Here is a 22,591-nt window from a genome sequence, read left to right as displayed (position 1 = left end):
GTTAACTTAGTGGCTGATTGAGAAATGTCATATAACAAAAAAATTAAGCACGCCCGCTGTGCGGGCTGGGACGCAAACTCGCAGGGCGGCTTCGCCCTTATGCCCTACGTGCCTGCGCCCCTTATTTAAAAGTTGTGCATCAAAGTGAAATTATGAACCGTACCCCTATTCTTTCCGACCCATTTAATAGGCAATATATTTATAAGGGTGTAGTGTTTCATTGGTCACTGGCTACTGGTTTCGTTTATCTAATTTGCTTAGCTATCAGCAAAGCCAGCCCCATTAGCATTGTGTTGCTTATTCCATCTAGTGTCGTTCTTTTTTTATGCATCAATGGTATTACTAACGACTTTGAGTTTAAAACCCTTTACAAAAAGCTGGGCTGGTATAGGACATACACTATTGTTACTTTCTTATTAGGAGTGTTATTTGGTATTTCATGCGTTTTTGAGGCTAGCGCAGAATTCGCGGTCATTATCGCTTTTCCTGTTTTCGCCAATGGATTATTTTTGTGGCCGTTGGTAACAACTAATACATATGTAAAAAACTACACTAGGTTGTTTGGGGTTTTTGATGCATAACAACCCAATCAACACACTCACTTCGTTCGCTGGGACGCATACACGCGGGGCGGCTGCGCCATTATGCCCCACATGTCTGCGCCTGTTATTGGAAAGTTAGCTCTAGGCGGAATAATGAATTTTGATGATGTTATTAAAAATATGTTTGCTGAGAGACTTTTCGACCCTCTTGCATGGTTTGCACATTCTAGAGCTCTTGTAGGTAGCGCTCGAATTTCTAAAGAACAGGCCGATAAATTAATATCGCCACTTGAAAAAAGTGAATTGGAAAATGTTTGCTCATTGCTCTATGGGCTAGCACTAGAAAATTTATTTAAAGCTGTTTGGGTATACCAGAAATTCGGAAGTCTGTCATACGAAAGCCCTTTACCTAACCCAGAATTTCCGAATCAAATTAAAACCCATGACTTGTTAAAACTAGCTAAATTAGTTGACTCCGAACTTGCAACTAAATACGAAATGTCTTTGAAACTATTAACCGAAGCGACAACATGGGCAGGTCGTTACCCATGCTCGATAAAAGGAGACGAAGGCACGATTATAAGAATGCCGTCAATTCACAACCATGCAGAGGAAATGTATGCCAAACATCGAAAGATTTTTACAATTTCGAGCTAACAACACGCTTAAGCCGTTCGCTGCCGCTCACTGGAGAGCTCCCCCTATAAAGTAGACACCTAACCAAATATCAGGTAGGTGCAAAATGGCGAAAATAGTCAGTGCAGAACGAGTCGTTGAATATTCACTGGAATTTAAAATTCGAGTGGTTAAGTTAACGCTAGGATTGGACGTCAAAGCGAAGGATATTGCGGACATCCTAGGGCTACATCCGATAATGATTTATCGTTGGCGACAAGAGTACAAAGCAGGTAAATTTGAAGAAAAGCCGACGAGAAGAATTTCAATGACTAAAGAGACTTCTGATAACAACAAAGAGCTCAGTAAAGACAAAGAAATTGAGAAGCTCAAAAAAGCCCTAGCGGACGCTCAGAAGGAAAACAACTTCCTAAAAAAGTGGGAGGGGTATCTGAAGGAACAAAGTCAGAAAAATTCTCGTTCATAAACGAACGACGTGATGAATTTAGCATCAGATACCTTTGCACTCAATTGCAAGTCTCAACGAGCGGCTTTTATAAATGGTTTCATAAAGGGCTTAGCCGTCGCCAAGCGCTGAATACTGAGTTAACGAAAGAAATCCATCGTCTTTACATCCTTCATAAAGGAAATTACGGCAGTCCTCGCATTCATAAGCATCTGCAGGCACAAGGCTGGCAAGTTAACCGCAAAAGGATTGAGCGAATAATGCGCGAATAATGCGCGAACAAAAACTAGTCGGTAAAGCCGCTAAAATATATCGACGCCACCCTCTGCCAGAAAACACCTGCAACAAGGTAGGCAACCTTATCTTGAATCACGTAATCCCACGCCGCCCAAATCAACAATGGTGTGGCGATGTAAGCTATTTAAAACTCAATGGACAGTTTATATACCTGGCAGTTGTTCTCGATATGTACTCCCGAAAAGTCATCGGTTGGTCGCTCGATGGGCAAAGGAACTGAATATGCGTGTCACGACTATCAGAATCATCTAAAGAAGTGTGGGATAAAGCCAAGCATGAACCGGCAAGGAAAGATGACAGACAATATCTACGTTGAGACGTTCTTTAGGACATTTAAGACCGAAGCATACCACGGCGAGAGGTTTAAAGATGAAAGCCACTTACGGAAAACCACGCAATGGTATCTTGAGGAGTATTACAATAATCAGCGAATACACTCATCGTTGAACTTTAAAACACCACAGCAATATGAAAGTATGTAACTTAACAATTAAAACGAGTGTCCACTTTTGTGGGGGAACTCTCCTGGGACACAAACGCAATGCGAGCTTCGCTTATTTTCGCATTACGTTTGTGCCCCTTAGCTCAAAGTTATACGCCAGAGATTGATACCTGATGCTTTTATTACACGGAACAGCTGAGTTTACAGAAGAAAATGGACGTTTCGAAAAGGGAAAACGGTATGCATTTAATATGTTTTCCAGAGATGAGAATTTAAAAGAAATAATCGAGGATGTTGCGCTTTATCTTGGCGATTTGGGCTGGAATGAAATTGACGTTAAAAAAACTGGAAAAGTGGCTAGTGATGCAGAAATCACAAAACCTTTGCTTCAGCAAGCCTTTAACTATGCTAAAGAGAACAGATTTAGCGTTATTACTTACCAAGATCCGGTAGATGAAGAATTGAAGCTTTAGGTATGGCGTATAACAAAAAAATTAAGTTCGCCCGCTTCGCGGGCTGGGACGCATACACGCAGGGCGGCTTCGCCATTATGCCCTACGTGCCAGCGCCTCTTATTTAAAAGTTATAAACCCTAAGGGAATTATTCCGATTCATTTAAGAAGGACTGTATTTGAAAGTTAACGAAACCGTACGACATTACTTGGGTATGTTCTTAGGCTTTGGATTGTTTTTTCTGCTTGCGTTTGGAGGTTGGGAGCTTTCGGAGCATTCCGAGTGGTTTGGAAATCTATGGGCATCTGAACTTAATCGATGGTTACTTCTCCTTAGCGGAGTTGTTTTGATACCTATGTTACTCCTAAAGACCTATTCTTTTTTTTGGGGTAAAGGAAAGCTAATTAGAACGTTTAAACAGAAGGCAAGATCTAAAATATCCAACTGTAGAGATAATGATATTGTGCGTATTCAAGGGAATCTTGTTTCTTTGGCTCAGCCACTAATTGCCCCATTGACTCAACGAGAATGTTCAGCTTACACGTTCAAATTTTCAGAAAAGGTGCAAAGAGTTAATGCTAAGTCTAGGACAGAGGAAGCGTGGCAAACTTCAAAATATGTAGAAACTTCGAAACCCTTCTTAATAAAGTGTGAAGATGCTCTGGCTCTAATCCGCACAGATGAGGCTAAGGTAATTGTACACTTAGATAAAGTGCATGATGAGAGTACTTACATGAAAGATAGGGGTGGGTTTCTGACAACAGAGGAAAACGAAAACCGTGTGTTGGCGTTACAGTCTATAGGCACTGAGCCAAAGCGGTTTATTGGAGTCTATGCTGAAGATTTAAAATTTGAAGAAGGGGTTTTGCAACCCAACGAGCAAGTTACGGCTTTAGGCCAAGGAAGATGGATTAAAACTTGTGATGACCGTGAATTAAATCACTTGTACGACGAAGGCATTGAAAATGTTTTTGAATTGAAATCGAGTGAGGCCCAACAACTGATAGTTAGCGATGCTAAATATTTGTTAGATGATGTAAAAGCTCAGTATGATTTTCAAAAAAATAAATAGAGATCGGGTTTATAACAGACTACTCAAGGCTCTCGCTTCGCTCGCTGGGACGCTACCACATGGGCTGCGTCACTTCGCTCCTAATTTTAGCCGATGTGTTATCGCCCCTTAGTGGGATGTTAGATTTCTCGCTAAAAGGATGTTTAATTTTTATGGAGAAAAATAAGTACAGTAAAGTAGCAGTGGTTGCTCTAGTTATTTCGAGTATTTTAAGTGCGTCTTTACTGGGGACTACGGTTCTCATTTTTGCAGACCATGAAAACATCGAACCGCTTGTCTTATTAATGGCGTTCTTCATTCCGATTGGGGTATTAGTAAATTTATTTATCGCCTTTAAGATTTATAGAGGGAGTTTAAAGTCAATAAAGGTAGCATTTTGGATATATATTTTACAGATTGTTAGTTTTGAGACGTTGAATTTCTCGTTTTACTTAAGCCTAGGGTTTACGCTTCTCATATCTTGGTCGATTGGTAGCGTGACTATAACATTGAATTTGTTCGCAATATTTATGTCAGTTTTACTCTACAAGGTAATGAATAATGTTGACGAAATCTAACAAAAGTTTTGAAGACGGATGTGCCGGAAGAGCGCCGTCCCACTGCTTAAAACGGTGTTAGGCACTTAAAAGGAGTTTTTAAATTGGTCGACTATTCAAAATACTCAACAGATGATCTTTTGGACGTCCAAAAAAATATTGACCCAGAATCACAAAATTATCCGGCGTTCCTGAAAGAGTTAGACCTAAGGCAACAGGAAATAGCGCAGTTTAGTGCTAAAAATGAAGCCAAAGAATATGATCTAGATAAGCTAAAAGTAACAACGGTAGGTTACTTTCAAATTGGCGCGGCAATAGTATTGAGTCTTCTGATTATATATAGCGGAATTTTTGGACAAGGTGTCACTGTTCTTACTGTCTCAATTGCCATTCCTCTAATTGTGTTAAATGCGATTGCTGGTATAACGGCAATCAAACTTTTAACGAAATGGTATTGGCTTTCTATACTAAATCAGATTCTTCAAGTCGTTAGTTTAAATCTTGGTTCTTTCTATATAAATTATGCTGGGCTTGGTTATATCAACATCGTCCTAAGTTGGGGACAGGAATTTTCACTAGGATTCGATGCTCAGTTTTCTCCTGGTTTTAATTTTTACAAATTCACGGAAACGCTACCACTTCAGACTTTTGGCATAGATATTATGGCAATAATATTCATTTTGGCATTTATCAGACTAAAGGACGTTGAAGCACGTGCCTAACAAAACGCTCAAGTCGTGTGCCAAAGAGCGGGCACACTGGGACACAAACATGGCGCGCCTTCGGCTATTATGCCCCACATGTCTGCGCCCCTTATTGGAAAGTTATGTGTATTAGGAAAGTTGTGAGTATGACTCGATTTTGGGATATTCAATTAGTTTTAGATAGTACGTACACCGAAGAAGAACAAAAAACTGTAATTGTAAATTCTAGATCTATGGTTCATTTCATTGAAAGGCTCTTATATCCACTTAACTTTCGTAGTGAATTTTCAAGACTAGTTATAAATTGCTCTAAATCTCCAATAGAAACTGAGTATAGGCAGGCAAAAGACCCTGCAATTGCCTATGTTAATATCTCACTAGATTTAGGATGTTTCATTCACTCAGATGATGAAAAATATTTAGCTTTCGAGAATATTCTAAAACATGGTTTTGAGGTTGCTGAAAAATATACTGAGTTACCTAAAACAGAAGTGTTTTATGCCATAGAAAAGTTTAAATCCGTTGGTTTCAAAAGCGAATGGGTTCATATTGAAAAAACTTGGAAGCGAAAAGAAGTCACTTGCATAATTGAGTGTCATCATCAATTGAATACTTTTCAACTAACGCAAAAAATTTATAAATGTGGCACATTGGTTCAAGACTCAATCATTGCTGAATCTATGCCTAGGGAGTGGCTGTTTAATCAGCTACTGGGTAAAGTGGTGCTTAAAGAAGGAGTTAAACTTATTTATTCAGTTAAATCTAAGGTTTTATCTACTTTCGATCTTGATACCAATAAATTGGAAATATTTGGTTCAGTGTAAAATACACATAACAAGTCACTCAAAAGGACAATTAACAGTTGGTTTTTGCTCCTTCGTCACATATTTTAACCAACTTTTATTTGCCTCTTAGTAGGCGTTATAAGCACTTTAAAAATTTCAGCCAGAAACGGAGTTTTAGATTTTGAAAATTGTTTTTTTAGTACTTACAGCCTTCTTTTCAATCGGAATTAATGCGTCGAGTTTCGTAAGCATGAAAATTCCCCAATCAACAAATATGGTAGAGACACCAAATATAATTGTAGCGTTGCCGCCATCCTATAAGTCAGATACAACAAAAAAATATCCGGTTTTATTTGTTCTAGATGGTGAAACCAATGGTGAGCTGGTTAATGGAATGCTGCAAAGGCTACATTTATCTAAAGGCTCAAATGAACACATTATTGTCGGCGTTACTAGCAGTAACCGTTTGAGAGATTTTGCGCCCACAGTCAACAGAGGTCCAAGAGGGCCTGTTGGAGAAGGCGGTGGTGGTGATAAATTTTTGGATTTTTTAGAGACTGAGCTTATTCCAGAAATAAATAAAAGATACCGAACTAATGACCATAATGTGATTGCAGGGCATTCAATTGCGGGTCTTTTGGTTATTCATAGCTTCCAATCTCGTCCTAATTTATTTCAGGGGCATTTAGCATTCAGTCCTGCTGTGTGGTGGGGAGAGCGAGAAACATCTCAAGCTACAAAAAAATATGTCACCACAGCCAAACATATTCAAAATTATCTTTATATGGGTATAGGTAGTGAAAGTGGCGAGATGCGACAAGTTTATGACTCCCTAGCTCAAACAATTTTAAGAAATCGTAATATTGATTTTAATGTGCGATTTGATGAGTTTGAACATGAGGGTCATGACTTTACTATGGCGGCCGGACTCTATAATTCCCTTAAAGGATTATTTCAGCACCAACAAAAGCTCGGCATATAAAAAGCGGTTAAATCTAGACAAAATTGAGTTGGCTTTTCGCTGCTTCTTCGTTAATTTTAGCCAACCAAGTTTGACCAATTAGCTAAGGCCACTGTGTGGCCTGCAACAAACTCGCTGGCTGGGCGTGTGCCCCGTATTTATAGCCAGCAAATTTTTGCCGGTGCTTTGGGGTATTATATGCGCGGCTGTTTTCATTAGAGAGAAATAAATGGAAGAAATACAAGTTACATGGATATGGGCGATTAAAATTTGGTGGAGTTGGTGTTGGAGAGCGCTAGCTTGGACAATTCCTTCAGCTTTTCTGTTTGGTTTTTTGGGTGGCATAGTGATTGCAGTTATGGGCATTGATTCAAGTGGGATGCTCGCCTGGTCTCAATTAATTGGCATTTGCATAGGCACCTTCTTCGGCATATTTACACTCAAAACTGTTCTCAGTAAAAAGTTTAACGGGTACAGGTTGGCGATAATCAAAACAGCCACCGATAAAGAATAGTGCATCAGCAAGCCCAAAAGTGTTTATTGCACAAGCAGCTTTTTGTGTATTGGCACTGTTCATTATTCATTCTAGGGTCTTTGCTTTTAGTTTCTTTAGCAAGCCTATTGTTAAACGGGGTATTAAATAACGCGTGTTTAACAAGTCACTAAAAGCTTTGGCTTCTTTCGCTGAGGCGCATACATACGGGGCAGCTTGGCTACTATGCCCTACCCGTTATCGTCCTTTATTTGAAAGTTATTTACCAATATAGGCAGTAACCGATGAAACTGATTACCTATTTATTCTTAGGTACTGTTGCTTGTTATAGTTCGTTTGCAATATCTGACATGTATAAAGATGTTGCGAAAAACCACCAAGGTTTTGGGCTTAGCGAAGACAAAATAGGGAGTGCGAAGCTCCAGGGTGAATGTCTGGTACAGCTCAAAGAGCTTACATTTAAAAGAAAAGATAAATTTGACCCTATATCAGAGTGGATAAACTATAGATCTGTTTCTCTGCTTGAACAATACTCGCCATGTGAGGTACTCATAATGCTAGAAGTAGCTAATAAAAAGATTCGTGGAGCAAGCGAGTAAAATTTAAAGTTAAAATTTTTAAGGAAGAAAATATGAAGAAGTTTCTAGTAATTGTTTTCATAGGGTTATTAACTGGTTGCGCATCAATTAATTACTCGGATATTGAAAATAGCGAAGCGACAGTCAGCAACATAAAAGTTGTGGAACTTGGTGAGGTTGGAACTGATGAACATCAGCTTGATGTGAAATTCGATTACAGCATAACTAATTATCACGATACTTTTAAGCTATACACGTGCTCAGTTTTGTTTGCAAATTCTCAAGATGAATTGGTCACTACATCCAAAAAAAGAAATCCTTGCGATATAGACGCTAAAAATGGCTCGATATCAGTCAAGTGGGACACTCCTTTATCAACGAGTGCGGGCTATTCAAAACAAGCTCTGAGTAAGTTGGTTTTTCCTCTTAAATTTTATGTAGCGATACATCAAAAGAAATCCAAAAATACAAACCATATTATTGGTAAAAGCGACGCGCTTTTTTTAAGCCCAAAAAACATAACTACCCAATAGACTTACTCACCTCGTTCGATGGGTTGCATAAAGTGGGCTGTCTTGCATTACAGCCCTCTCCCCTGCGCCAGGGATCTAAGGGGAATATGCCGAGAGGGATTTTAAATGGAATTTGAAATTTGGTACGCCGCGATTGGAATCGCAATTATACTCAATACAGTTGTTTCTATATTTCTTGGCCGTCGTGATGATTTAGAAACCTTTCAGAAAAGTGCTCAGATATTTTTTGTTTGGTTAGTCCCGTTTTTCGGAGCTATTGGGTTATGGTTGTTAAACCGCAGTCAGGATGCGCCAGTAAGAGCACACAAAAGTTTTGGAGGCGGCCCGCAAGATAGCAGTGGCGGCGGTTCCTCGGGTGACTAGTTGTATATAGTAATCACACTAACGCTCGCTGCACTCGATATTATAAATTACGTATTTTGTCCGTTAGGCGCCTGTAATTTGCTGTTAAAGGAATTCAACATATGTTGAGCAATGAAGCATCCATTCAAAAAAGCTTGTTAGTCTTTAGTCATTTATTCGTAGGCGCTTTTCTTATCGGGCTAGGAATAGTTCGAGATAATCTCGGTGCACAAGGGATATGGTTTATCCTTTTAGCTCTTGCTTTACATTTTAAAATGAAAGTAGCTTGGGTTGGAATGCTCGCTACAGCTGTGTTCAGCGCTCTCATATGCCTAAATCTAATTATTTCATTGCTCCCTCCATCTTTAAATGCTGGTTTGCACTTTAGCGCTAACAACAGCCAACTTTTTCAAATAGGCTCGATAACACACTTATCATTGGCTATTCTATGGGCTGCGTATTTTGCACTGCAGTTTTACTTTTTAAACCAGCCAAGCACTAAGGCTTATTTTGTACGCACAAAGCAACAGATAAACACAGGAAGTTAATATGAGTGTAAAAGCTCGCAAAATTTTGGAAGCTTTGGAATCGTCCGGTAAAGAGGGTCGAGGAATAATTACACTCTCCTTAGAAACTGGCTATAGCCAATCAGATCTACGAAGCTTTTTTAAGAACAATAAACAGTTCTGCGTTCCATTAAACGGACAAACCAAATATAAATTATGTCAATTCACAGAAGAACGAGGTTCAGTTGATGAGATGGTGGCGGAGATTGAACGGAAGAAAGTGGAGGCGCGAGTATCTAGATCGTTTAGCTGCGGTTTGTTTGCTGGATTGTTTATAGCGAGTATTGATAGCTTTATTGGTCTGTTGTTCTGACTACAGCCCATAACGAGCGCATTGACTCGCAGAGCGGCTTAGCCATTATCACTCCTAATGAAAAGCCCGCTAGTTTTTACACCGTTGGAATCTTCTGGCAAATAAGGGCGAGTAGTCATTACATTCATTAAGCAAGCTGATATGGTGTTATTAGCGTGGCCATTTTTTGTATAAACAGGGAAATAATATGACTAATAAAAGTAAAGTTGTTCTTATTCCAGCAGTGGTGAGCGTTGCTTTCATGTTGTCTTTTTGGATTTCGAATGTGAGAGAATCTCAAAGCATATTAGGTGCTAGCTCAGACATAGCAAGTGGCCTAGCACTTGGTCTTGGTATAGGGTTAGCCATAGCGTTACTATCAACGCTTAAAAAACCAGCCTCTTCTAATTAGGTGCCACAGTTAGCCTAAAAAATTTTGATGGGTTTATCAGAAAAGGGATTTTCGACAATGCGTTTACTCGTTTTACTTTTTTTCATTCCATTTTTATCTTCTGCAGCAACAAACGAATCATTGCAATCTCAGCTTATTGAAATGGCAGAGTTGGATCAGTTGCTTCGCAACCAATTGGGAGAAGCCGGTTGGGATAAAGCCCCTAAAGAGCTTCGGGCTCAGTTATCAAAGGTAGATCAAGACAATACGGAGGCACTCAAAGCAATATTGAGCGACCGCCAGTGGTTTACAGAAAAAGAAGTCGGAAGAGACGGTATAAGCGCTGCATTTCTTATTATTCAGCACTCCCCTGATGAACAGTTTCAAGAAAGAATGCTTCCTATATTAAAAAATTCGTACTTAAATAACGAGGGCGTATCGGGGCAAGAAGTCGCGCTATTAACCGATCGAGTTTTAATCCACATGGACAAAGCGCAAATCTATGGCACGCAAGCAGAGATAAAAAACGGCGAAGTTACGTTTATGCCTATTTCTGACAACGATTTAGTGGATAAAAGAAGGGCCGAAATGGGTATGCGACCGTTGGAGTATTATAAAAAGCTCTTAGAAAAAATGTATGGCATAAAAGACCATCCAGAAATAGACTTGAACTAGAGCGCTATCAACATTTCCATGTACTCGTGGAAAGGCTAACCCGGCTTAACACTTTGTATGTGTTCGTTATACTAAACAGATGATTTTAAATAAGAAGGATTTTTGATTATGAAACTAGGAACAAAACTTGGTCTTTCATTCAGCGTTTTGGGTTGTGCGGTCGGCGCTTACCTTGGGCTCTCCCCTGTTTTTGCAGAGTTACAGTCTGGTGCCCTATCTGGTCAAGAAGCTGGGTTAATATTCAGTTTTGTGGGCGTCTTGATTGGCACTACATTAGCAACGGCGAGTATTCTAGCTTCGAAAAAGCAAGCCGTATAATACCTATCAATGTTTTTGTGGCTCTCGTTAGCACGTTCCCTCGAATAGGGTGCAGTAGTATGCCACCCTCTTTAGCCCTTATTCGAGCAAAGGGTTTTTGCGCCAATAAATGTGAAGTTCTATTTTTTTAAAGGGAAATTTGAACATGGATGCTACATTTGGAATGTTTCGCAGGACTTGTCTATATACTGCTAGTCGTGTTGTGGCTGCCTGTTCCCATCTTCATTTTTCTTATTTCTAAGCGTATAAAAGAAATGCGAGATATGGCCCGTGAATCGAACTTAGCGGTCAAAGAATTAAACGCAAATATAAAGTACCTTAAACGAACAGGTAATGAAGCGTAAATTCACTGTCGTGCCCTGCTTACCTGCTTTAGAAGTTTGAGAGGATTAAAGTACTTGATGAATATCTCATTTGTGCACACTGCAGATTTAAAGCGAGCTGCTAGTATCACTTTTGACAACATGCGAGTTTATTACCAGCAATTCGCCCCAGAGTGGGACGTGTCGAAAGTGTTTGAGGCGACATTAGAACTTGAAAACTATGACATCCTATTTCAGCAACAGGTTGTTGGCGTTATGCGATTGCAATTCAATGATGACTGTTGTGTTTTACGAGATTTACAGATTATTGAATCGGCAAAAAACAAAGGTATTGGCAGCGCATCGTTAAATGAGGCTAAAAGGCGCGCGCTAAATGCAAATTTAAAACACCCTCATACTTAGGGTGTTTAAAAGTAGCCCAGCGGTTGCTCTTTATAAAAGAAATGGTTTTGTTATACAAAGTGAAGATGAACGCTTTTTTAATATGGTCGCGAAAATATCTTAGCAACACGCTATAGTGGCTTGTAGGTTTACCCTCTCCCGTTAATTGGGAGATAAAAACACGGATTGCAAAATGGGGTTTAAAGTTAACTTTTTTGCTAGGCCCATTGACTCTAATTACCGGCTTGCTTGGGAGTCATTTTTAATCGAATTATCTTTGTTTGTAATCTGCACCATGATGGCCGTTTATGGTTGGAATAACGGTTCACTACTAATGTCAGTGCCAGCAGCGGTTGTGGCAGTATCATGTTTTGGGCTGGTGATTTATTCACTCTTCAATTTTTTTGCAATTAGCCAAGCAAGCAAATAATGTAGCGCCGTGCGCTCATAAAATGGAAACGCATTTAGCAGCATTATAAAAATGCCATGCACTTACAGGGAATTCATGATAAAAAATATTCTTTTACTACTCGTTTTTGTTCTAGCAGGCTGCACTTCCACAACGTTGCCACCCACAACTGCCACTTACCCCCTTACCGACTCAATGAAAATTATCGAAGCCGCTGCTAACGCTGCTCCCAGAGGTGTAGTTGGAGAGTATACGCTTCGAATTGTCGCAGCAGGCAGTCAAGGTTACTTTGTTTATCTTAATACAGAGGCCGATTATCGCGACCAGCGCGCCGTAACGGTAGCCCTGCCCCCACGAGTTATTGAGCAACTCACGGCTTATTATAAGATGCCTCCGCAAGAATTCTTTATCGGCAAAAAAATAGTGGTGAGAGGAAAAGCGAAGCGAGTAAAGATAGCGTTTTTGTCACAAGGTAAGCGCACAGATAAATACTATTACCAAACACATATAAGGGTAATGGATATAGCGCAGTTAAAAGTTGTTGATGAACCTGTTTAATAAAAGAAAAAATAATGGAAGTAGTATGTCTAATTTGAAAAAAACTGGAACCTGGTTACTGTTAGTTATTGCTGCGGTGGCATTTATTGCTGCCGTGTTTGTACTTGGTTCCACACTCGGTAGTCTATATGCCGCAGGCTCAATCGAACTATCATTTGCTCAGGTTGGTGTACTTTGCGGTGGGATTGTAGCCATATCAGTTTTAGTTCGCTGCATTAAACAGCTAAGAAATGATGCCGAATGTACGGAAATGTTAAGAAATGAAATGCCCTAGAACGCACACCACTTTAAAGAAAGTCAGTGTAGGCAAAGTCCCCGTTTATTACAGTGAAGCATGCGGCGGCGTGTTATTAGAAAATAATACCCTGAGTCACTTTGAAAACCCTCAAGATAGAAGAGCCAATGTTTTGGCTGAGCATTTAAGCCAATTTCATTGTGAGTTGGCGTCGAAGGACAAGCGCATACGATGCCCTAAGTGCCCTGATACAGTGATGCTGCAGCGATTTTATAGCCCTTTGCATGTAGTGGAAATTGACGAATGTCCAGGTTGCGGTGCTATTTGGTTAGATACCGGCGAACTCGGAAAAATTCAGTCGCTAATGCTGAATGAAAAGGAACGTGCCTTGCTACGCAACGAGCTGATGAAGAAGCATGAACGAATAGAAATAAAAGGCATGCCTCACCAACACGATAATTGGAGTCGCCGCAGCGATAAAGTAGATGCTTTTTTTGATTTAGCATCCTATATATCGAATAGTTGGTAGGCTTTAATGGGACGCGCGTGATTAAAGGACACTAAATGCTGACTAGTTTACTTAAACGCTTTACTTCACAAGCAACGCTTTATTAGAAACGACCCATATTTGCCTACGAGCTCCTACTCGACATTCATAGCCCAATAAATAATTTTTTCTGTGTAATAAATTCTTCAGCTTGAAGACTACTTAGTTTGAAAGACGAATATCACGGCTTATATCATCAACTTTGAGCTAATTTTAAGGACATAAAAAGAATGGAATATATCAACACAGTTTTGGAAAGCGGCAACTACGCATTTATAGGGTTTGTAATTCTTGGCGTAATTGTATTGTGGTTTCTCCCAGCTATGCTAGCCCTTATTTTTAATAGAAAACACTTTAAATATATAGTGCTAGCATGCATTCCTGCCGGCTTTTCTGTTATTGCATGGGTAGGTGTTTTAATTTGGGCAACTACAGGAAAAGTGTTTTCCAAACACGCCCATCAAATAAAAAATGAAGCTTAGGCAGTACTGAAAAAGAGGTGGTGATGTCGACACGTGCGAAACTAAAATGTTGCGGCAATTGAGCTCGGCTTTATTCTATGTATAAGGCCTATTTCATTTTATTTACATTCACCAAAATATAACTCAGTATATAAATTTACCTAATCGTCGTATTGGTTTAGATAGTGTCGTGGCAGCCACTTAGCTTCGCACTTTAGCCAGTGTAAAAAGCGAAGAGGCCCCGATTCACCTTAGTAACCAATTTGTTTTTCGCTACTAACAGGATGACCGTATGCTGAGTCAATTTTCTAAAAATATAGCTGATAGCGTACAGGCTGAGATAGCTATGGCCGCCACACAGGAAGCAAATGGCAATGTGTCCGCCTCTTTTCGTCATCTTGAAACTGCGCATGTATTAGGACAAGAATCTACATGGTGGCATGTGAAAGCTCATATTCTCATGTTTGGCTGGGCGTTTCGGCAGAAAGATGTAAAAGAGTGTTTAGGGCAAGTTTTTCGCATTCTCGGAGCTGCAACCAAAACAGCTATAGGTTTAGTGCCCGCAGGAAATACCGGTGGCTCGAACATTAGCCCATTTAAAACGCTACCAGTTAAAGCAGAGATTCAGCACGCTATTTTAAAAGCCAAGGGAAATGGCCAACCGTGATCACTTCATGATTTCTGTAGCTCCTCCTACCTTTCGTGTGCCTGACCACAATATCAACTAAACGAGTAATTCAATGGAAAACAATAGCGCGTTAGATCTAGTGTCACTTGCCAATGAACTTGAAGCATTTATTCAAGTTTGCGTACCGGATAGTAAAACAGTCAATAAATACGGCGGCACCCTATTTACCTTGAAGCCAGATGAAAAAGAAGGTCAGTTTTGCGGTGTTTTTATTTATTCGGCCCATGTACAGCTGTCATTCAGTAATGGCCCTCAACTGGTAGATGAACGCAATATGTTATGTGGCACTGGAAAATATAGGCGACATATTAATTTTAAACGTGTAGATGAAATTGACTACCCCTACATTGAATCGCTTTTATGCCAGGCATCCGCATTTTAAGGTCAATACCAAAGTCGTAAGTGTGCTGCCACTCAATGTTATGATACTGTTAACAGGATATTAAATATAACATTTTTGAGTGAGCACACATGACTGTAGATATACATTTGCCAAGCATTATGAAAGTGGGTGGAGGCGCTATTTCACAGCTTCAGGATATGCTTGCTACCTTGGGTGTAAAACGGCCGTGTATTATTGCCGACCCAATCATGGTGACCCTAGGCAAAGTGGAAAATATTACGTCATCGCTTTCAGCTTATGCCAACGACATCCAAGTTTTTAGTGATGTAATGCCCGAGCCCGACGATAGGTCTATCGATGGTGCGGTAGCCCTAGTTAAACAGCAGCAGTGTGATGGCTTAATTGCACTTGGTGGTGGTAGCGCAATTGATAGTGCTAAGGCCATTGCACTTTTGGCAACCCACGGCGGGCACATGAGAGACTACAAAGTACCCCGTGTAGTTTCAGAGCAAAGTATTCCAATTGTCGCCATTCCAACCACAGCAGGTACAGGGTCTGAGTGTACGCGAGTAACGGTGATCAGCGACTCACAATCTGCGGAAAAAATGCTGTGTATGGGCCCGGGGTTAATGCCTAAAGCGGCCATTCTTGACTATGAACTTACGCTGTCAGTACCTTATCGGGTAGCGGCAGATACGGGGTTAGATGCCCTTACTCACGCAATTGAAGCTTATGTGAGTAGAAAATCCAACCCGTTTAGCGATCAACAGGCCATTGCCGCTATGCGATTGATAGCCCCACATCTTATTGCAGCATGCAAAAATCCTGATGATATTAAAGCCAAAGAGGCCATGATGCTGGGCGCAAGCTTGGCTGGCTTAGCTTTCTCTAACGCGTCAGTTGCATTGGTACATGGTATGAGCAGGCCGCTTGGCGTGCATTTTCATGTACCCCACGGCATGAGTAACGCAATGCTTCTGCCTCTGGTTACAGCGTATTCGCTTTCGGGAAGTCCATCTAAGTATGCTGAGGTTGCCCACCACTTAGGTTTAACTGGCGAGCCAGGTAACACTGGTACTCACGAAGATGCACATGAAAAGCTCATCGACTTTTTGCACCATTTAAATCGTGAGCTTGACGTTCCTACCATGTCTTCATTTGGCATCGAAAAAGCGCCCTACGACAACATAATCGAATTGATGGCGTCACAAGCACTGGCTTCCGGCTCACCGGCTAATAATCCCAAAGTGCCTGAGCCTGAAGAATTAGAGCAGCTTTACCGCGATGCGTATGCCTAGCACGTGTCGATAGCAACAATAGTTGTAACAGCAGGCAGTGAGGTTAGTTTTTTGCTGCCCTAATTCCCTGCATAAGCAGTCTATCTAGTGCGTTGGCGAAATTTTGCTTATCGCGTTGAGAAAACGCTTTTGGCCCGCCCGTGTGCTCACCGCTAGAACGCATGGTATCCATGAAATCGCGCATTGTCAGCGCAGCCCGTATTGATGATTTATCAAATTCATCACCGCGGGTGTTCACTGCACTGGCGCCTTTAGCCAGTATGTCCGCTGCCAGTGGAATATCGTTGGTAATCGCTAAATCACCCGCTTCAATTTTTTCTACAATATAGTCATCTGCCGCATCAAAACCCGAGGGAACTACGGTGAGTGTGATGTGCTTGTCGGGTGGAACCGACATTGAGTGGTTGGCAACTAAAGATAAAGGCAGCCCAGTGCGTCGGGCTGCCTTAAATAAGATTTCTTTAATTGCACCGGGACACGCGTCTGCGTCTACCCATATATGCATTGTGTCACCTTTATACGCTTTTTAAGCGCTTATACGTAATTCATATCCTTACGCAAGCATACCACCATCAACTGTTACTGTCGTGCCTGTGGTGTAGGTAGACGCATCGGAAACAAGGTATAACACGGTGCCAGCCATTTCGTCAGGATCGGCGACTCTGCCAAGCGGGATCACTTTAAGCGCGTGCTTTAAAATTTGATCGTTAGACGTCAGCGCAGAAGCAAATTTGGTATCGGTTAACCCTGGTAATAATGCATTAACGCGAATATTTAAGTTGCCGCATTCTTTCGCGAATGATTTAGTCATACTTATTACTGCTGCTTTGGTAATAGAGTAAATACCTTGCATGTCACCTGGGGTTACACCATTTACCGAGGCCGTATTTAATATTACACCACCGCCCTGCTCTTTCATCATTTTGCCCGCTTCAATAGACATGAAGAAGTAGCCGCGAATGTTGACGTCTACGGTTTTGTTGTAAGCGCCAAGGTCGGTGTCTAGAATATGGCCGAAATACGGGTTTGCTGCCGCATTATTCACCAAAATATCGAGCTTTCCGAAGTCTTGCTTAATAGTGGCAAATGTTTCAGTAATTTGCTCCATTTCGCCCACATGACAGGCCAATGCTGTTGCTTTACCGCCAGCATCGCGAATAGATGAAGCTACCGCCTCGCAGCCGTCTATCTTGCGGCTTGAAACAATAACGTGAGCGCCATACTGAGCTAGCAAACGTGCAATAGACTCACCAATACCACGGCTTGCGCCTGTTACTAGTGCTACTTTTCCTGTTAAATCGAATAAATCTTTCATTGTTATAATCCTTATTCTGTGTTCTTTGCTGTATTTATTTCTGTGTTGCCTTTTAGGCTAACATACCGCCATCAAGTACTACTGATTGGCCTGTCATAAACGACGATTCATCGCTACATAACCATGCAATTGCATTGGCAATTTCTTCTGGTTTACCCAAGCGCTTCATTGGATTAGCGCCCACTAAGCCTTTTTGACCGCGTTCATCGAGTTTAGACAGTACGCCTTGAACCATAGGAGTATCGACAAAGCTTGGGCATACTGCATTAATGCGAATGTTAGCTCGGGCATACTCTACAGCTGCCGACTTGGTAAGGCCGATAACACCGTGCTTCGACGCGCTATAGGCACTGATCATAGGCGCAGAGCGAAGGCCAGCAACAGAGGCTATGTTAATAATATGGCCGCCGCCGGTTGCAGTCATATGCTTAAGGGCATTTTTCATGCAATACCAGACGCCGGCGAGGTTAACCTGAATGTTTTTCATAAACATGTCATCGTCTACCTCGGTGAGAGGCGCAGGGAAGTGATCGATACCGGCATTGTTAATCACCACGTCTACTTTTTCGTGCTGTGAATACGCCGTTTCAAACATGGCTTTAACTTGCTCGGGGTCGGTGACGTCTACCGCAACTGCGTAGGCTTTACCGCCAGCCTGGCATAGCGCTTCAGCAAGGGCTTTGGCATTGTCTAGATTTAAATCTGCTACCCCAACCAGTGCCCCTCGCTCACACAACACTTTTGCAGATGCCGCGCCAATTCCCGAGCCGCCGCCTGTAATAAGAATATGCTTACCTTGTACATTTGCCGCTACGTTCATTCACTGTGCTCCACTTTTAATACCAGCTTTCCAAAGTTCTCGCCCTTAAACAGCATCATTAGCGTTTCAGGAAAGTTTTCTAACCCTACTTCAATATGCTCTTTCGCTTTCAGCTTTCCTTCACCAATCCAGGTTGCCATGTCTTTTGCTGCTGTTGGGTATTCTTTTACGTTATCGAATACCACAATGCCTTCCATGCGCGCTCTGTTGACAAGAAGAGACAAGTAATTAGAAGGGCCTTTCACTGGCGTAGTATTGTTGTACTGACTAATAGCGCCGCAAATCACAATTCGGGCTCTAATATTGATGCGAGTAAGCACGACATCGAGTATGTCGCCACCCACGTTGTCAAAATAAACGTCAATGCCCTTAGGGCATGCTGCTTTTAATGCTTTTGGTAAATCATCATTTTTGTAATCAACAGCAGCGTCGAACCCTAGCTCATTGATTAGGTAATCGCATTTGTCTTTACCGCCTGCAATACCAACAACTCGACAACCTTTTATTTTGGCTATTTGACCAACCACAGTGCCCACGGCACCGGCAGCGCCTGAAACGACTACCGTTTCTCCTGCTTCAGGAAGCCCAGTTTTCAATAAACCAAAATAGGCTGTCATGCCCGGCATTCCCAGTACGCCAAGGTAGCGTTCCAGTGGCGCTAAATTAGGGTCTACCTTATGAACGCCCTCATCGCTTACTACCGCGTACTCTTGCACACCAAAGTGTCCGTATACATGATCGCCAACGGCAAACTGAGGGGACTGTGAATCTATGACTTCCCCCACAGTGCCCGCACGCATAACGTCGCCAAGCTGAACAGGTTCAATATAGCTTTTTCCATCGTTCATCCAACCACGCATTGCGGGGTCTAGCGAAATGTACTTAATTTTTACCGCTATCTGGCCTTTTTCTAAGGCAGGTAGAGTTACTGTTGCGAGTTGCCAATTCTCAAGTGTTGGCTCTCCAACTGGACGTTTTGCCAGTTGCCATTGCTTATATTCCATTCTCAATTCCTTGTTAGCTGCATTGCCTGCATTTGCGGCCCTTATCAAAAAGGGCCGACATAGCCACGCACTTAAAAATAGGCTGCTTTTACGCTATCGCACGTTGTGTCTTGAGACGATAATACTTCGATGTCTCTTTGCACTAGCGGTAATTCCCAACTTAAAAAGTATTCCGCAGCGGCAAGCTTGCCTTCATAAAAATCTACGTCTTGGCCTTTGGCACCTTGAGTTAACGCCTGCTCTGCCACATTGGCCTGGCGCAACCATATCCAGCTAACTACACAACTAGAAAACACATTAAGGAAACAGCTTGCGTTAGTGAGTAGTATCGACTGTTTGTCTGAACGTAAGTCGCCAGCCGCTTGTTGGATTAACTCGCCTAGCTTATCGAGATAAGGCTTAAGTTTTTTAGCAATGGCCTGAGCACGGGGTGTTTCCGCTCGCTTCATATCAGCAGTAACGCGAGCAAGAAGCACTTGAAGGCCTTTACCGTCGTGTTGCCATAGCTTTCTGCCAAGCAGGTCGAGAGCTTGAATGCCGTTGGTTCCCTCATGAATAGGGTTTAAACGGTTATCACGCCAGCACTGCTCTACTGGATATTCGCGGGTGTACCCTGCTCCACCTAATACTTGTATGGCCAAGTCATTGGCTTTCGGGCCGAATTCTGACGGCCAAGCTTTAAATACAGGAGTCAGCAAATCGAGTAGTTGAGAAAGCTCGGTACGCTTGGCTTCATCTTGTTCTGTTTCTAGCTCGTCTATCAGCATACTTCCGTATAAGCAAAGAGACATACCGCCTTCGCAATACGACTTTTGCGCTAGCAACATACGGCGAACATCACCATGATTAATGATTGGCGTTGGATCATCCTCAGGCGCCAAATTGGGAGCAGAACGGCCTTGGGTTCTGTCTTTTGCATAATCGAGAGAGTAACGATATCCGCGATAGCCAATCATGGCAGCACCATAACCAACCCCAATTCGCGCTTCGTTCATCATCATGAACATATAGCGCAAGCCTTGATGAGGTTCGCCAATTAGATAGCCGTGACAATCATCGTTATCACCAAAAGTAAGCGCCGTAGAGGTAGTGCCGCGATAACCCATTTTATGGATTAGGCCAGCGAGTGACACATCGTTTCGATCGCTTGGGTTGCCTTCTGCGTCTAATCGGAACTTAGGCACAGCAATAAGCGATATGCCTTTAACGCCAGCAGGGCCACCAGGAATTTTTGCCAGAACAAGGTGAACAATATTGTCTGAAAGTTCGTGCTCACCGCCTGAAATATAAATTTTACTGCCTTTTACCCGATAGCTACCGTCTTCTTGAGGCTTCGCTGTGGTGCGAATGTCTGCAAGTGCAGAGCCTGCATGTGGCTCTGTCAACGCCATCGTGCCGGTAAAATCACCGGTGAGCATTTTCAGTAAAAACGCATTTTTGATCTCGTCTGAGGCAAAGTGCTTAATTACGTTCGCAGCTGCCGCAGTTAAGAAGGGGTACGACGTGGTTGATGGGTTTGCCGCAAGGAAATACCCAGCACACGCATTCATTACGGTTACAGGTAGCTGCATACCGCCGTCTTCATAATCAAAATGTCCGGCAATAAAACCCGATTCTCTGTAGGTATCAAAGGCCACTTTGACATCGTCAATCATGGTTACTTTTTTACCGTCAAACGTAGGCTCGTTTTTATCTGCAATGGCATTGTGAGGAAGGAAAAGCTCTTCAGCCATTTTTTCTGCCATATCGACAACGGCATTAAATGTCTCTACGTTATGATCTTCAAATCGTGTTTTTGAGCAAAGCGCTTCTGTGTCTAGCACTTCATATAATTGGAATTGCATTTCTCTGCGGGGAATAATTTGATCGGCCATGTTCGTCTCCACGAATAATTGTTAACGCATTGTGTCATATTCGTTATCGTGCCATTATTGTCATTAATGACACAATAATGGTCAAAACAGCCATCAATCACTTAAACTAATTAAATATCATAAGTCGCATTATCTTCATGAATGAGTTGTATGAATAACGCCCCGTTTACCGTCACCGTTTTTGGTTTTAATCACGCCCTCGCCTCGGCGATTACCGGGGCACTTGATGTATTCGCCTTTGCGGGAATTAGTTGGCAGCGAATTCACAATCTACCCACCTCACAGAAGTTCAAAGTTCAGCTTGCTAGCGCTCATGGACTGCCTTTTCATTGTTCAAATCAGCTTACTCTCACTCCAAATATTGCCATTGAAGATGTAAGTCATACCGATATATTGCTTATCCCCACTATAGGCGGCGATATTGACGCTGTGCTCACTGAGAATCAGTCACAGCTGGTGCATATTAAACGCTTACACAAAGTAGGCGCTGATATAGCGGCAAACTGCACTGGCACCTTCTTATTAGCAGAGACTGGCTTGTTAGACGAGAAAGTAGCAACCACCCATTGGGGCTATGCCGATAAGTTTACACAGCGATATCACAACGTAGATTTACAACCTGAGAAAATGGTGACGGAGCAGGATAATATTTATTGTGCGGGTGGCGGTATGGCGTGGATAGATTTAGCTATTTTGCTTATAGAGCGTTACTGCGGCCATCAGATTGCCAGTGACACCGCAAAATCCCACGTGCTCGATTTCTCTAGAACCAATCAAACCGCTTATGCAAGCAGTCGGCAACGCCGTTTTCATTCTGATGAAGATATTATGGCGGTACAGTCATTTATAGAAGAGCATCTCGCCGACACTATTTCTGTGAGTGCGTTAGCAACTACCCATAACATGACCGAGCGCACATTAACTAGGCGTTTCAAGCTTGCCTGCGGCACAACGCCTGGGCAATATCTTCAATCGTTGAGAATAGAGCAGGCTCGAAAGCTATTAGAAACCACCGCAATTTCTTTAGAGAAGATTATTAATGCCGTGGGTTACGAAGATTTAAGCTCTTTTACCCGTTTATTTAAAAAAATAACGGGCCTTTCACCATCCCAGTACAGAGCGAAGTTCAAGCGTAATTAGCCGATATAATCATTTCGACTGATATTCAAATTAAGGGTAATTTCGCTAAAAACTGCAGCATTTTCTTATAAATTTAGGTAAACTCGCGCCCGTTGCGCAAATCCAAAAAATAACAAGCGCACGACACTACAAAG

Annotated in this window: 34 protein-coding genes; 29 read left to right on the top strand and 5 right to left on the bottom strand. The window is 42.0% G+C overall.

The window, feature by feature from the left end; translation table 11 throughout:
- Window positions 1-152 precede the first annotated feature (152 nt).
- The 28 genes from JV36_RS19705 to JV36_RS0109765 all read left to right on the top strand — a co-directional run bounded on the left by JV36_RS19705 (window position 153) and on the right by JV36_RS0109765 (window position 16,304).
- The gene (locus tag JV36_RS19705) at window positions 153-581 is read left to right on the top strand and encodes a hypothetical protein (RefSeq protein ID WP_032095871.1); all 429 of its coding nucleotides are present in this window, start codon (window positions 153-155) and stop codon (window positions 579-581) included.
- A 114-nt stretch (window positions 582-695) separates the two neighbouring features.
- Entirely contained in the window at window positions 696-1,199 is a 504-nt protein-coding gene (locus JV36_RS0109900; RefSeq protein WP_032095870.1) for a hypothetical protein, read from the top strand.
- Window positions 1,200-1,284: 85 nt separating this feature from the next.
- Window positions 1,285-1,644, top strand: a complete 360-nt coding sequence (locus JV36_RS0109895; protein ID WP_052010145.1) for a transposase — start codon at window positions 1,285-1,287, stop codon at window positions 1,642-1,644.
- Entirely contained in the window at window positions 1,596-1,895 is a 300-nt protein-coding gene (locus tag JV36_RS20045; protein ID WP_081926591.1) for an IS3 family transposase, read from the top strand. Before JV36_RS0109895 ends, JV36_RS20045 begins: the two co-directional genes overlap by 49 nt.
- Window positions 1,895-2,140, top strand: a complete 246-nt coding sequence (locus tag JV36_RS20040; RefSeq protein WP_032095869.1) for a DDE-type integrase/transposase/recombinase — start codon at window positions 1,895-1,897, stop codon at window positions 2,138-2,140. Before JV36_RS20045 ends, JV36_RS20040 begins: the two co-directional genes overlap by 1 nt.
- Window positions 2,055-2,402: an integrase core domain-containing protein gene (locus tag JV36_RS19875; protein WP_081926590.1), complete on the top strand. Its 348-nt coding sequence runs from the start codon at window positions 2,055-2,057 to the stop codon at window positions 2,400-2,402. Before JV36_RS20040 ends, JV36_RS19875 begins: the two co-directional genes overlap by 86 nt.
- Window positions 2,403-2,535: 133 nt before the next feature.
- Complete coding sequence (locus JV36_RS0109885; RefSeq protein WP_032095867.1) at window positions 2,536-2,835, top strand: hypothetical protein; 300 nt, start codon at window positions 2,536-2,538, stop codon at window positions 2,833-2,835.
- A 158-nt stretch (window positions 2,836-2,993) separates the two neighbouring features.
- A complete protein-coding gene (locus tag JV36_RS0109880) occupies window positions 2,994-3,887 on the top strand; it encodes a hypothetical protein (RefSeq protein ID WP_152561530.1) in 894 nt (297 codons plus the stop codon).
- Window positions 3,888-4,527: 640 nt separating this feature from the next.
- Window positions 4,528-5,145 carry a hypothetical protein gene (locus JV36_RS0109870; RefSeq protein ID WP_032095864.1) on the top strand — a complete coding sequence of 206 codons (618 nt, stop codon included), beginning with the start codon at window positions 4,528-4,530 and terminating at the stop codon, window positions 5,143-5,145.
- Window positions 5,146-5,273: 128 nt separating this feature from the next.
- Window positions 5,274-5,951, top strand: coding sequence for a hypothetical protein (locus JV36_RS0109865; protein ID WP_032095863.1), 678 nt, complete (start codon window positions 5,274-5,276; stop codon window positions 5,949-5,951).
- 142 nt (window positions 5,952-6,093) lie between these two features.
- Entirely contained in the window at window positions 6,094-6,894 is an 801-nt protein-coding gene (locus tag JV36_RS0109860) for an alpha/beta hydrolase (protein WP_235207819.1), read from the top strand.
- Between the two features lie 208 nt (window positions 6,895-7,102).
- Window positions 7,103-7,387 carry a hypothetical protein gene (locus tag JV36_RS0109855; RefSeq protein ID WP_032095862.1) on the top strand — a complete coding sequence of 95 codons (285 nt, stop codon included), beginning with the start codon at window positions 7,103-7,105 and terminating at the stop codon, window positions 7,385-7,387.
- A gap of 263 nt (window positions 7,388-7,650) precedes the next feature.
- On the top strand, window positions 7,651-7,965 hold the full coding sequence (locus JV36_RS0109850; protein WP_032095861.1) for a hypothetical protein: 315 nt from the start codon (window positions 7,651-7,653) through the stop codon (window positions 7,963-7,965).
- A 32-nt stretch (window positions 7,966-7,997) separates the two neighbouring features.
- Window positions 7,998-8,477 carry a hypothetical protein gene (locus JV36_RS0109845; RefSeq protein ID WP_032095860.1) on the top strand — a complete coding sequence of 160 codons (480 nt, stop codon included), beginning with the start codon at window positions 7,998-8,000 and terminating at the stop codon, window positions 8,475-8,477.
- A gap of 105 nt (window positions 8,478-8,582) precedes the next feature.
- Window positions 8,583-8,840 carry a hypothetical protein gene (locus JV36_RS0109840; RefSeq protein ID WP_032095859.1) on the top strand — a complete coding sequence of 86 codons (258 nt, stop codon included), beginning with the start codon at window positions 8,583-8,585 and terminating at the stop codon, window positions 8,838-8,840.
- Window positions 8,841-8,941: 101 nt separating this feature from the next.
- On the top strand, window positions 8,942-9,367 hold the full coding sequence (locus JV36_RS0109835) for a hypothetical protein (protein ID WP_032095858.1): 426 nt from the start codon (window positions 8,942-8,944) through the stop codon (window positions 9,365-9,367).
- A 1-nt stretch (window position 9,368) separates the two neighbouring features.
- Window positions 9,369-9,698: a hypothetical protein gene (locus JV36_RS0109830; protein ID WP_032095857.1), complete on the top strand. Its 330-nt coding sequence runs from the start codon at window positions 9,369-9,371 to the stop codon at window positions 9,696-9,698.
- 187 nt (window positions 9,699-9,885) lie between these two features.
- Window positions 9,886-10,089 carry a hypothetical protein gene (locus tag JV36_RS0109825; RefSeq protein WP_032095856.1) on the top strand — a complete coding sequence of 68 codons (204 nt, stop codon included), beginning with the start codon at window positions 9,886-9,888 and terminating at the stop codon, window positions 10,087-10,089.
- A gap of 57 nt (window positions 10,090-10,146) precedes the next feature.
- Window positions 10,147-10,743: a DUF6624 domain-containing protein gene (locus JV36_RS0109820; RefSeq protein WP_032095855.1), complete on the top strand. Its 597-nt coding sequence runs from the start codon at window positions 10,147-10,149 to the stop codon at window positions 10,741-10,743.
- A 108-nt stretch (window positions 10,744-10,851) separates the two neighbouring features.
- Complete coding sequence (locus tag JV36_RS0109815; protein WP_032095854.1) at window positions 10,852-11,061, top strand: hypothetical protein; 210 nt, start codon at window positions 10,852-10,854, stop codon at window positions 11,059-11,061.
- A gap of 401 nt (window positions 11,062-11,462) precedes the next feature.
- Entirely contained in the window at window positions 11,463-11,786 is a 324-nt protein-coding gene (locus JV36_RS19090; RefSeq protein WP_326938230.1) for a GNAT family N-acetyltransferase, read from the top strand.
- Window positions 11,787-12,270: 484 nt separating this feature from the next.
- A complete protein-coding gene (locus JV36_RS0109795) occupies window positions 12,271-12,732 on the top strand; it encodes a hypothetical protein (RefSeq protein WP_326938229.1) in 462 nt (153 codons plus the stop codon).
- 25 nt (window positions 12,733-12,757) lie between these two features.
- Entirely contained in the window at window positions 12,758-13,006 is a 249-nt protein-coding gene (locus JV36_RS0109790) for a hypothetical protein (RefSeq protein WP_032095851.1), read from the top strand.
- Window positions 12,993-13,496 carry a TFIIB-type zinc ribbon-containing protein gene (locus JV36_RS0109785; RefSeq protein WP_032095850.1) on the top strand — a complete coding sequence of 168 codons (504 nt, stop codon included), beginning with the start codon at window positions 12,993-12,995 and terminating at the stop codon, window positions 13,494-13,496. Before JV36_RS0109790 ends, JV36_RS0109785 begins: the two co-directional genes overlap by 14 nt.
- Before the next feature lie 248 nt (window positions 13,497-13,744).
- Window positions 13,745-13,996: a superinfection immunity protein gene (locus JV36_RS0109780; RefSeq protein ID WP_032095849.1), complete on the top strand. Its 252-nt coding sequence runs from the start codon at window positions 13,745-13,747 to the stop codon at window positions 13,994-13,996.
- A gap of 271 nt (window positions 13,997-14,267) precedes the next feature.
- The gene (locus JV36_RS0109775) at window positions 14,268-14,642 is read left to right on the top strand and encodes a DUF3703 domain-containing protein (RefSeq protein WP_032095848.1); all 375 of its coding nucleotides are present in this window, start codon (window positions 14,268-14,270) and stop codon (window positions 14,640-14,642) included.
- A 73-nt stretch (window positions 14,643-14,715) separates the two neighbouring features.
- The gene (locus JV36_RS0109770; RefSeq protein ID WP_052010144.1) at window positions 14,716-15,045 is read left to right on the top strand and encodes a DUF1801 domain-containing protein; all 330 of its coding nucleotides are present in this window, start codon (window positions 14,716-14,718) and stop codon (window positions 15,043-15,045) included.
- An 89-nt stretch (window positions 15,046-15,134) separates the two neighbouring features.
- The gene (locus tag JV36_RS0109765) at window positions 15,135-16,304 is read left to right on the top strand and encodes an iron-containing alcohol dehydrogenase (RefSeq protein WP_032095847.1); all 1,170 of its coding nucleotides are present in this window, start codon (window positions 15,135-15,137) and stop codon (window positions 16,302-16,304) included.
- Window positions 16,305-16,347: 43 nt separating this feature from the next.
- Here JV36_RS0109765 and JV36_RS0109760 read toward each other — a convergent pair whose 3' ends face one another.
- From JV36_RS0109760 to JV36_RS0109740, 5 genes are all read right to left on the bottom strand, one after another.
- Complete coding sequence (locus tag JV36_RS0109760) at window positions 16,348-16,809, bottom strand: YaiI/YqxD family protein (RefSeq protein ID WP_032095846.1); 462 nt, start codon at window positions 16,807-16,809, stop codon at window positions 16,348-16,350.
- A 48-nt stretch (window positions 16,810-16,857) separates the two neighbouring features.
- Window positions 16,858-17,619 carry an SDR family oxidoreductase gene (locus tag JV36_RS0109755; protein ID WP_032095845.1) on the bottom strand — a complete coding sequence of 254 codons (762 nt, stop codon included), beginning with the start codon at window positions 17,617-17,619 and terminating at the stop codon, window positions 16,858-16,860.
- A gap of 52 nt (window positions 17,620-17,671) precedes the next feature.
- On the bottom strand, window positions 17,672-18,439 hold the full coding sequence (locus JV36_RS0109750; protein ID WP_032095844.1) for an SDR family NAD(P)-dependent oxidoreductase: 768 nt from the start codon (window positions 18,437-18,439) through the stop codon (window positions 17,672-17,674).
- Window positions 18,436-19,443: an NADP-dependent oxidoreductase gene (locus JV36_RS0109745; RefSeq protein ID WP_032095843.1), complete on the bottom strand. Its 1,008-nt coding sequence runs from the start codon at window positions 19,441-19,443 to the stop codon at window positions 18,436-18,438. Before JV36_RS0109745 ends, JV36_RS0109750 begins: the two co-directional genes overlap by 4 nt.
- A 71-nt stretch (window positions 19,444-19,514) precedes the next feature.
- Window positions 19,515-21,317, bottom strand: coding sequence for an acyl-CoA dehydrogenase (locus JV36_RS0109740; protein WP_032095842.1), 1,803 nt, complete (start codon window positions 21,315-21,317; stop codon window positions 19,515-19,517).
- Between the two features lie 150 nt (window positions 21,318-21,467).
- On the opposite strand from JV36_RS0109740, the gene JV36_RS0109735 reads away from it, so the two are divergent.
- Complete coding sequence (locus JV36_RS0109735; protein ID WP_032095841.1) at window positions 21,468-22,457, top strand: GlxA family transcriptional regulator; 990 nt, start codon at window positions 21,468-21,470, stop codon at window positions 22,455-22,457.
- The last annotated feature ends 134 nt before the right edge of the window (window positions 22,458-22,591 follow it).

Source organism: Alteromonas sp. LOR, assembly GCF_000753865.1.
Taxonomy (GTDB): Bacteria; Pseudomonadota; Gammaproteobacteria; order Enterobacterales; family Alteromonadaceae; genus Alteromonas.
The sequence above is the reverse complement of the archived record's forward strand: the minus strand, read 5'-3'. Positions and strand labels throughout refer to the sequence as shown.

Coding starts and splice junctions, on each gene's coding strand:
- JV36_RS0109815 (WP_032095854.1), top strand. CDS start 10,852: ATGAAACTAGGAACAAAACTTGGTCTTTCATTCAGCGTTTTGGGTTGT.
- JV36_RS0109795 (WP_326938229.1), top strand. CDS start 12,271: ATGATAAAAAATATTCTTTTACTACTCGTTTTTGTTCTAGCAGGCTGC.
- JV36_RS0109840 (WP_032095859.1), top strand. CDS start 8,583: ATGGAATTTGAAATTTGGTACGCCGCGATTGGAATCGCAATTATACTC.
- JV36_RS19090 (WP_326938230.1), top strand. CDS start 11,463: ATGAATATCTCATTTGTGCACACTGCAGATTTAAAGCGAGCTGCTAGT.
- JV36_RS0109850 (WP_032095861.1), top strand. CDS start 7,651: ATGAAACTGATTACCTATTTATTCTTAGGTACTGTTGCTTGTTATAGT.
- JV36_RS0109820 (WP_032095855.1), top strand. CDS start 10,147: ATGCGTTTACTCGTTTTACTTTTTTTCATTCCATTTTTATCTTCTGCA.
- JV36_RS0109895 (WP_052010145.1), top strand. CDS start 1,285: ATGGCGAAAATAGTCAGTGCAGAACGAGTCGTTGAATATTCACTGGAA.
- JV36_RS0109865 (WP_032095863.1), top strand. CDS start 5,274: ATGACTCGATTTTGGGATATTCAATTAGTTTTAGATAGTACGTACACC.
- JV36_RS0109855 (WP_032095862.1), top strand. CDS start 7,103: ATGGAAGAAATACAAGTTACATGGATATGGGCGATTAAAATTTGGTGG.
- JV36_RS0109785 (WP_032095850.1), top strand. CDS start 12,993: ATGAAATGCCCTAGAACGCACACCACTTTAAAGAAAGTCAGTGTAGGC.
- JV36_RS0109740 (WP_032095842.1), bottom strand. CDS start 21,317: ATGGCCGATCAAATTATTCCCCGCAGAGAAATGCAATTCCAATTATAT.
- JV36_RS0109750 (WP_032095844.1), bottom strand. CDS start 18,439: ATGAACGTAGCGGCAAATGTACAAGGTAAGCATATTCTTATTACAGGC.
- JV36_RS0109745 (WP_032095843.1), bottom strand. CDS start 19,443: ATGGAATATAAGCAATGGCAACTGGCAAAACGTCCAGTTGGAGAGCCA.
- JV36_RS0109830 (WP_032095857.1), top strand. CDS start 9,369: ATGAGTGTAAAAGCTCGCAAAATTTTGGAAGCTTTGGAATCGTCCGGT.
- JV36_RS19875 (WP_081926590.1), top strand. CDS start 2,055: ATGGACAGTTTATATACCTGGCAGTTGTTCTCGATATGTACTCCCGAA.
- JV36_RS0109900 (WP_032095870.1), top strand. CDS start 696: ATGAATTTTGATGATGTTATTAAAAATATGTTTGCTGAGAGACTTTTC.
- JV36_RS0109770 (WP_052010144.1), top strand. CDS start 14,716: ATGGAAAACAATAGCGCGTTAGATCTAGTGTCACTTGCCAATGAACTT.
- JV36_RS19705 (WP_032095871.1), top strand. CDS start 153: ATGAACCGTACCCCTATTCTTTCCGACCCATTTAATAGGCAATATATT.
- JV36_RS20040 (WP_032095869.1), top strand. CDS start 1,895: ATGCGCGAACAAAAACTAGTCGGTAAAGCCGCTAAAATATATCGACGC.
- JV36_RS0109835 (WP_032095858.1), top strand. CDS start 8,942: ATGTTGAGCAATGAAGCATCCATTCAAAAAAGCTTGTTAGTCTTTAGT.
- JV36_RS0109790 (WP_032095851.1), top strand. CDS start 12,758: ATGTCTAATTTGAAAAAAACTGGAACCTGGTTACTGTTAGTTATTGCT.
- JV36_RS0109825 (WP_032095856.1), top strand. CDS start 9,886: ATGACTAATAAAAGTAAAGTTGTTCTTATTCCAGCAGTGGTGAGCGTT.
- JV36_RS0109780 (WP_032095849.1), top strand. CDS start 13,745: ATGGAATATATCAACACAGTTTTGGAAAGCGGCAACTACGCATTTATA.
- JV36_RS0109755 (WP_032095845.1), bottom strand. CDS start 17,619: ATGAAAGATTTATTCGATTTAACAGGAAAAGTAGCACTAGTAACAGGC.
- JV36_RS0109845 (WP_032095860.1), top strand. CDS start 7,998: ATGAAGAAGTTTCTAGTAATTGTTTTCATAGGGTTATTAACTGGTTGC.
- JV36_RS0109775 (WP_032095848.1), top strand. CDS start 14,268: ATGCTGAGTCAATTTTCTAAAAATATAGCTGATAGCGTACAGGCTGAG.
- JV36_RS0109735 (WP_032095841.1), top strand. CDS start 21,468: ATGAATAACGCCCCGTTTACCGTCACCGTTTTTGGTTTTAATCACGCC.
- JV36_RS0109765 (WP_032095847.1), top strand. CDS start 15,135: ATGACTGTAGATATACATTTGCCAAGCATTATGAAAGTGGGTGGAGGC.
- JV36_RS0109760 (WP_032095846.1), bottom strand. CDS start 16,809: ATGCATATATGGGTAGACGCAGACGCGTGTCCCGGTGCAATTAAAGAA.
- JV36_RS0109885 (WP_032095867.1), top strand. CDS start 2,536: ATGCTTTTATTACACGGAACAGCTGAGTTTACAGAAGAAAATGGACGT.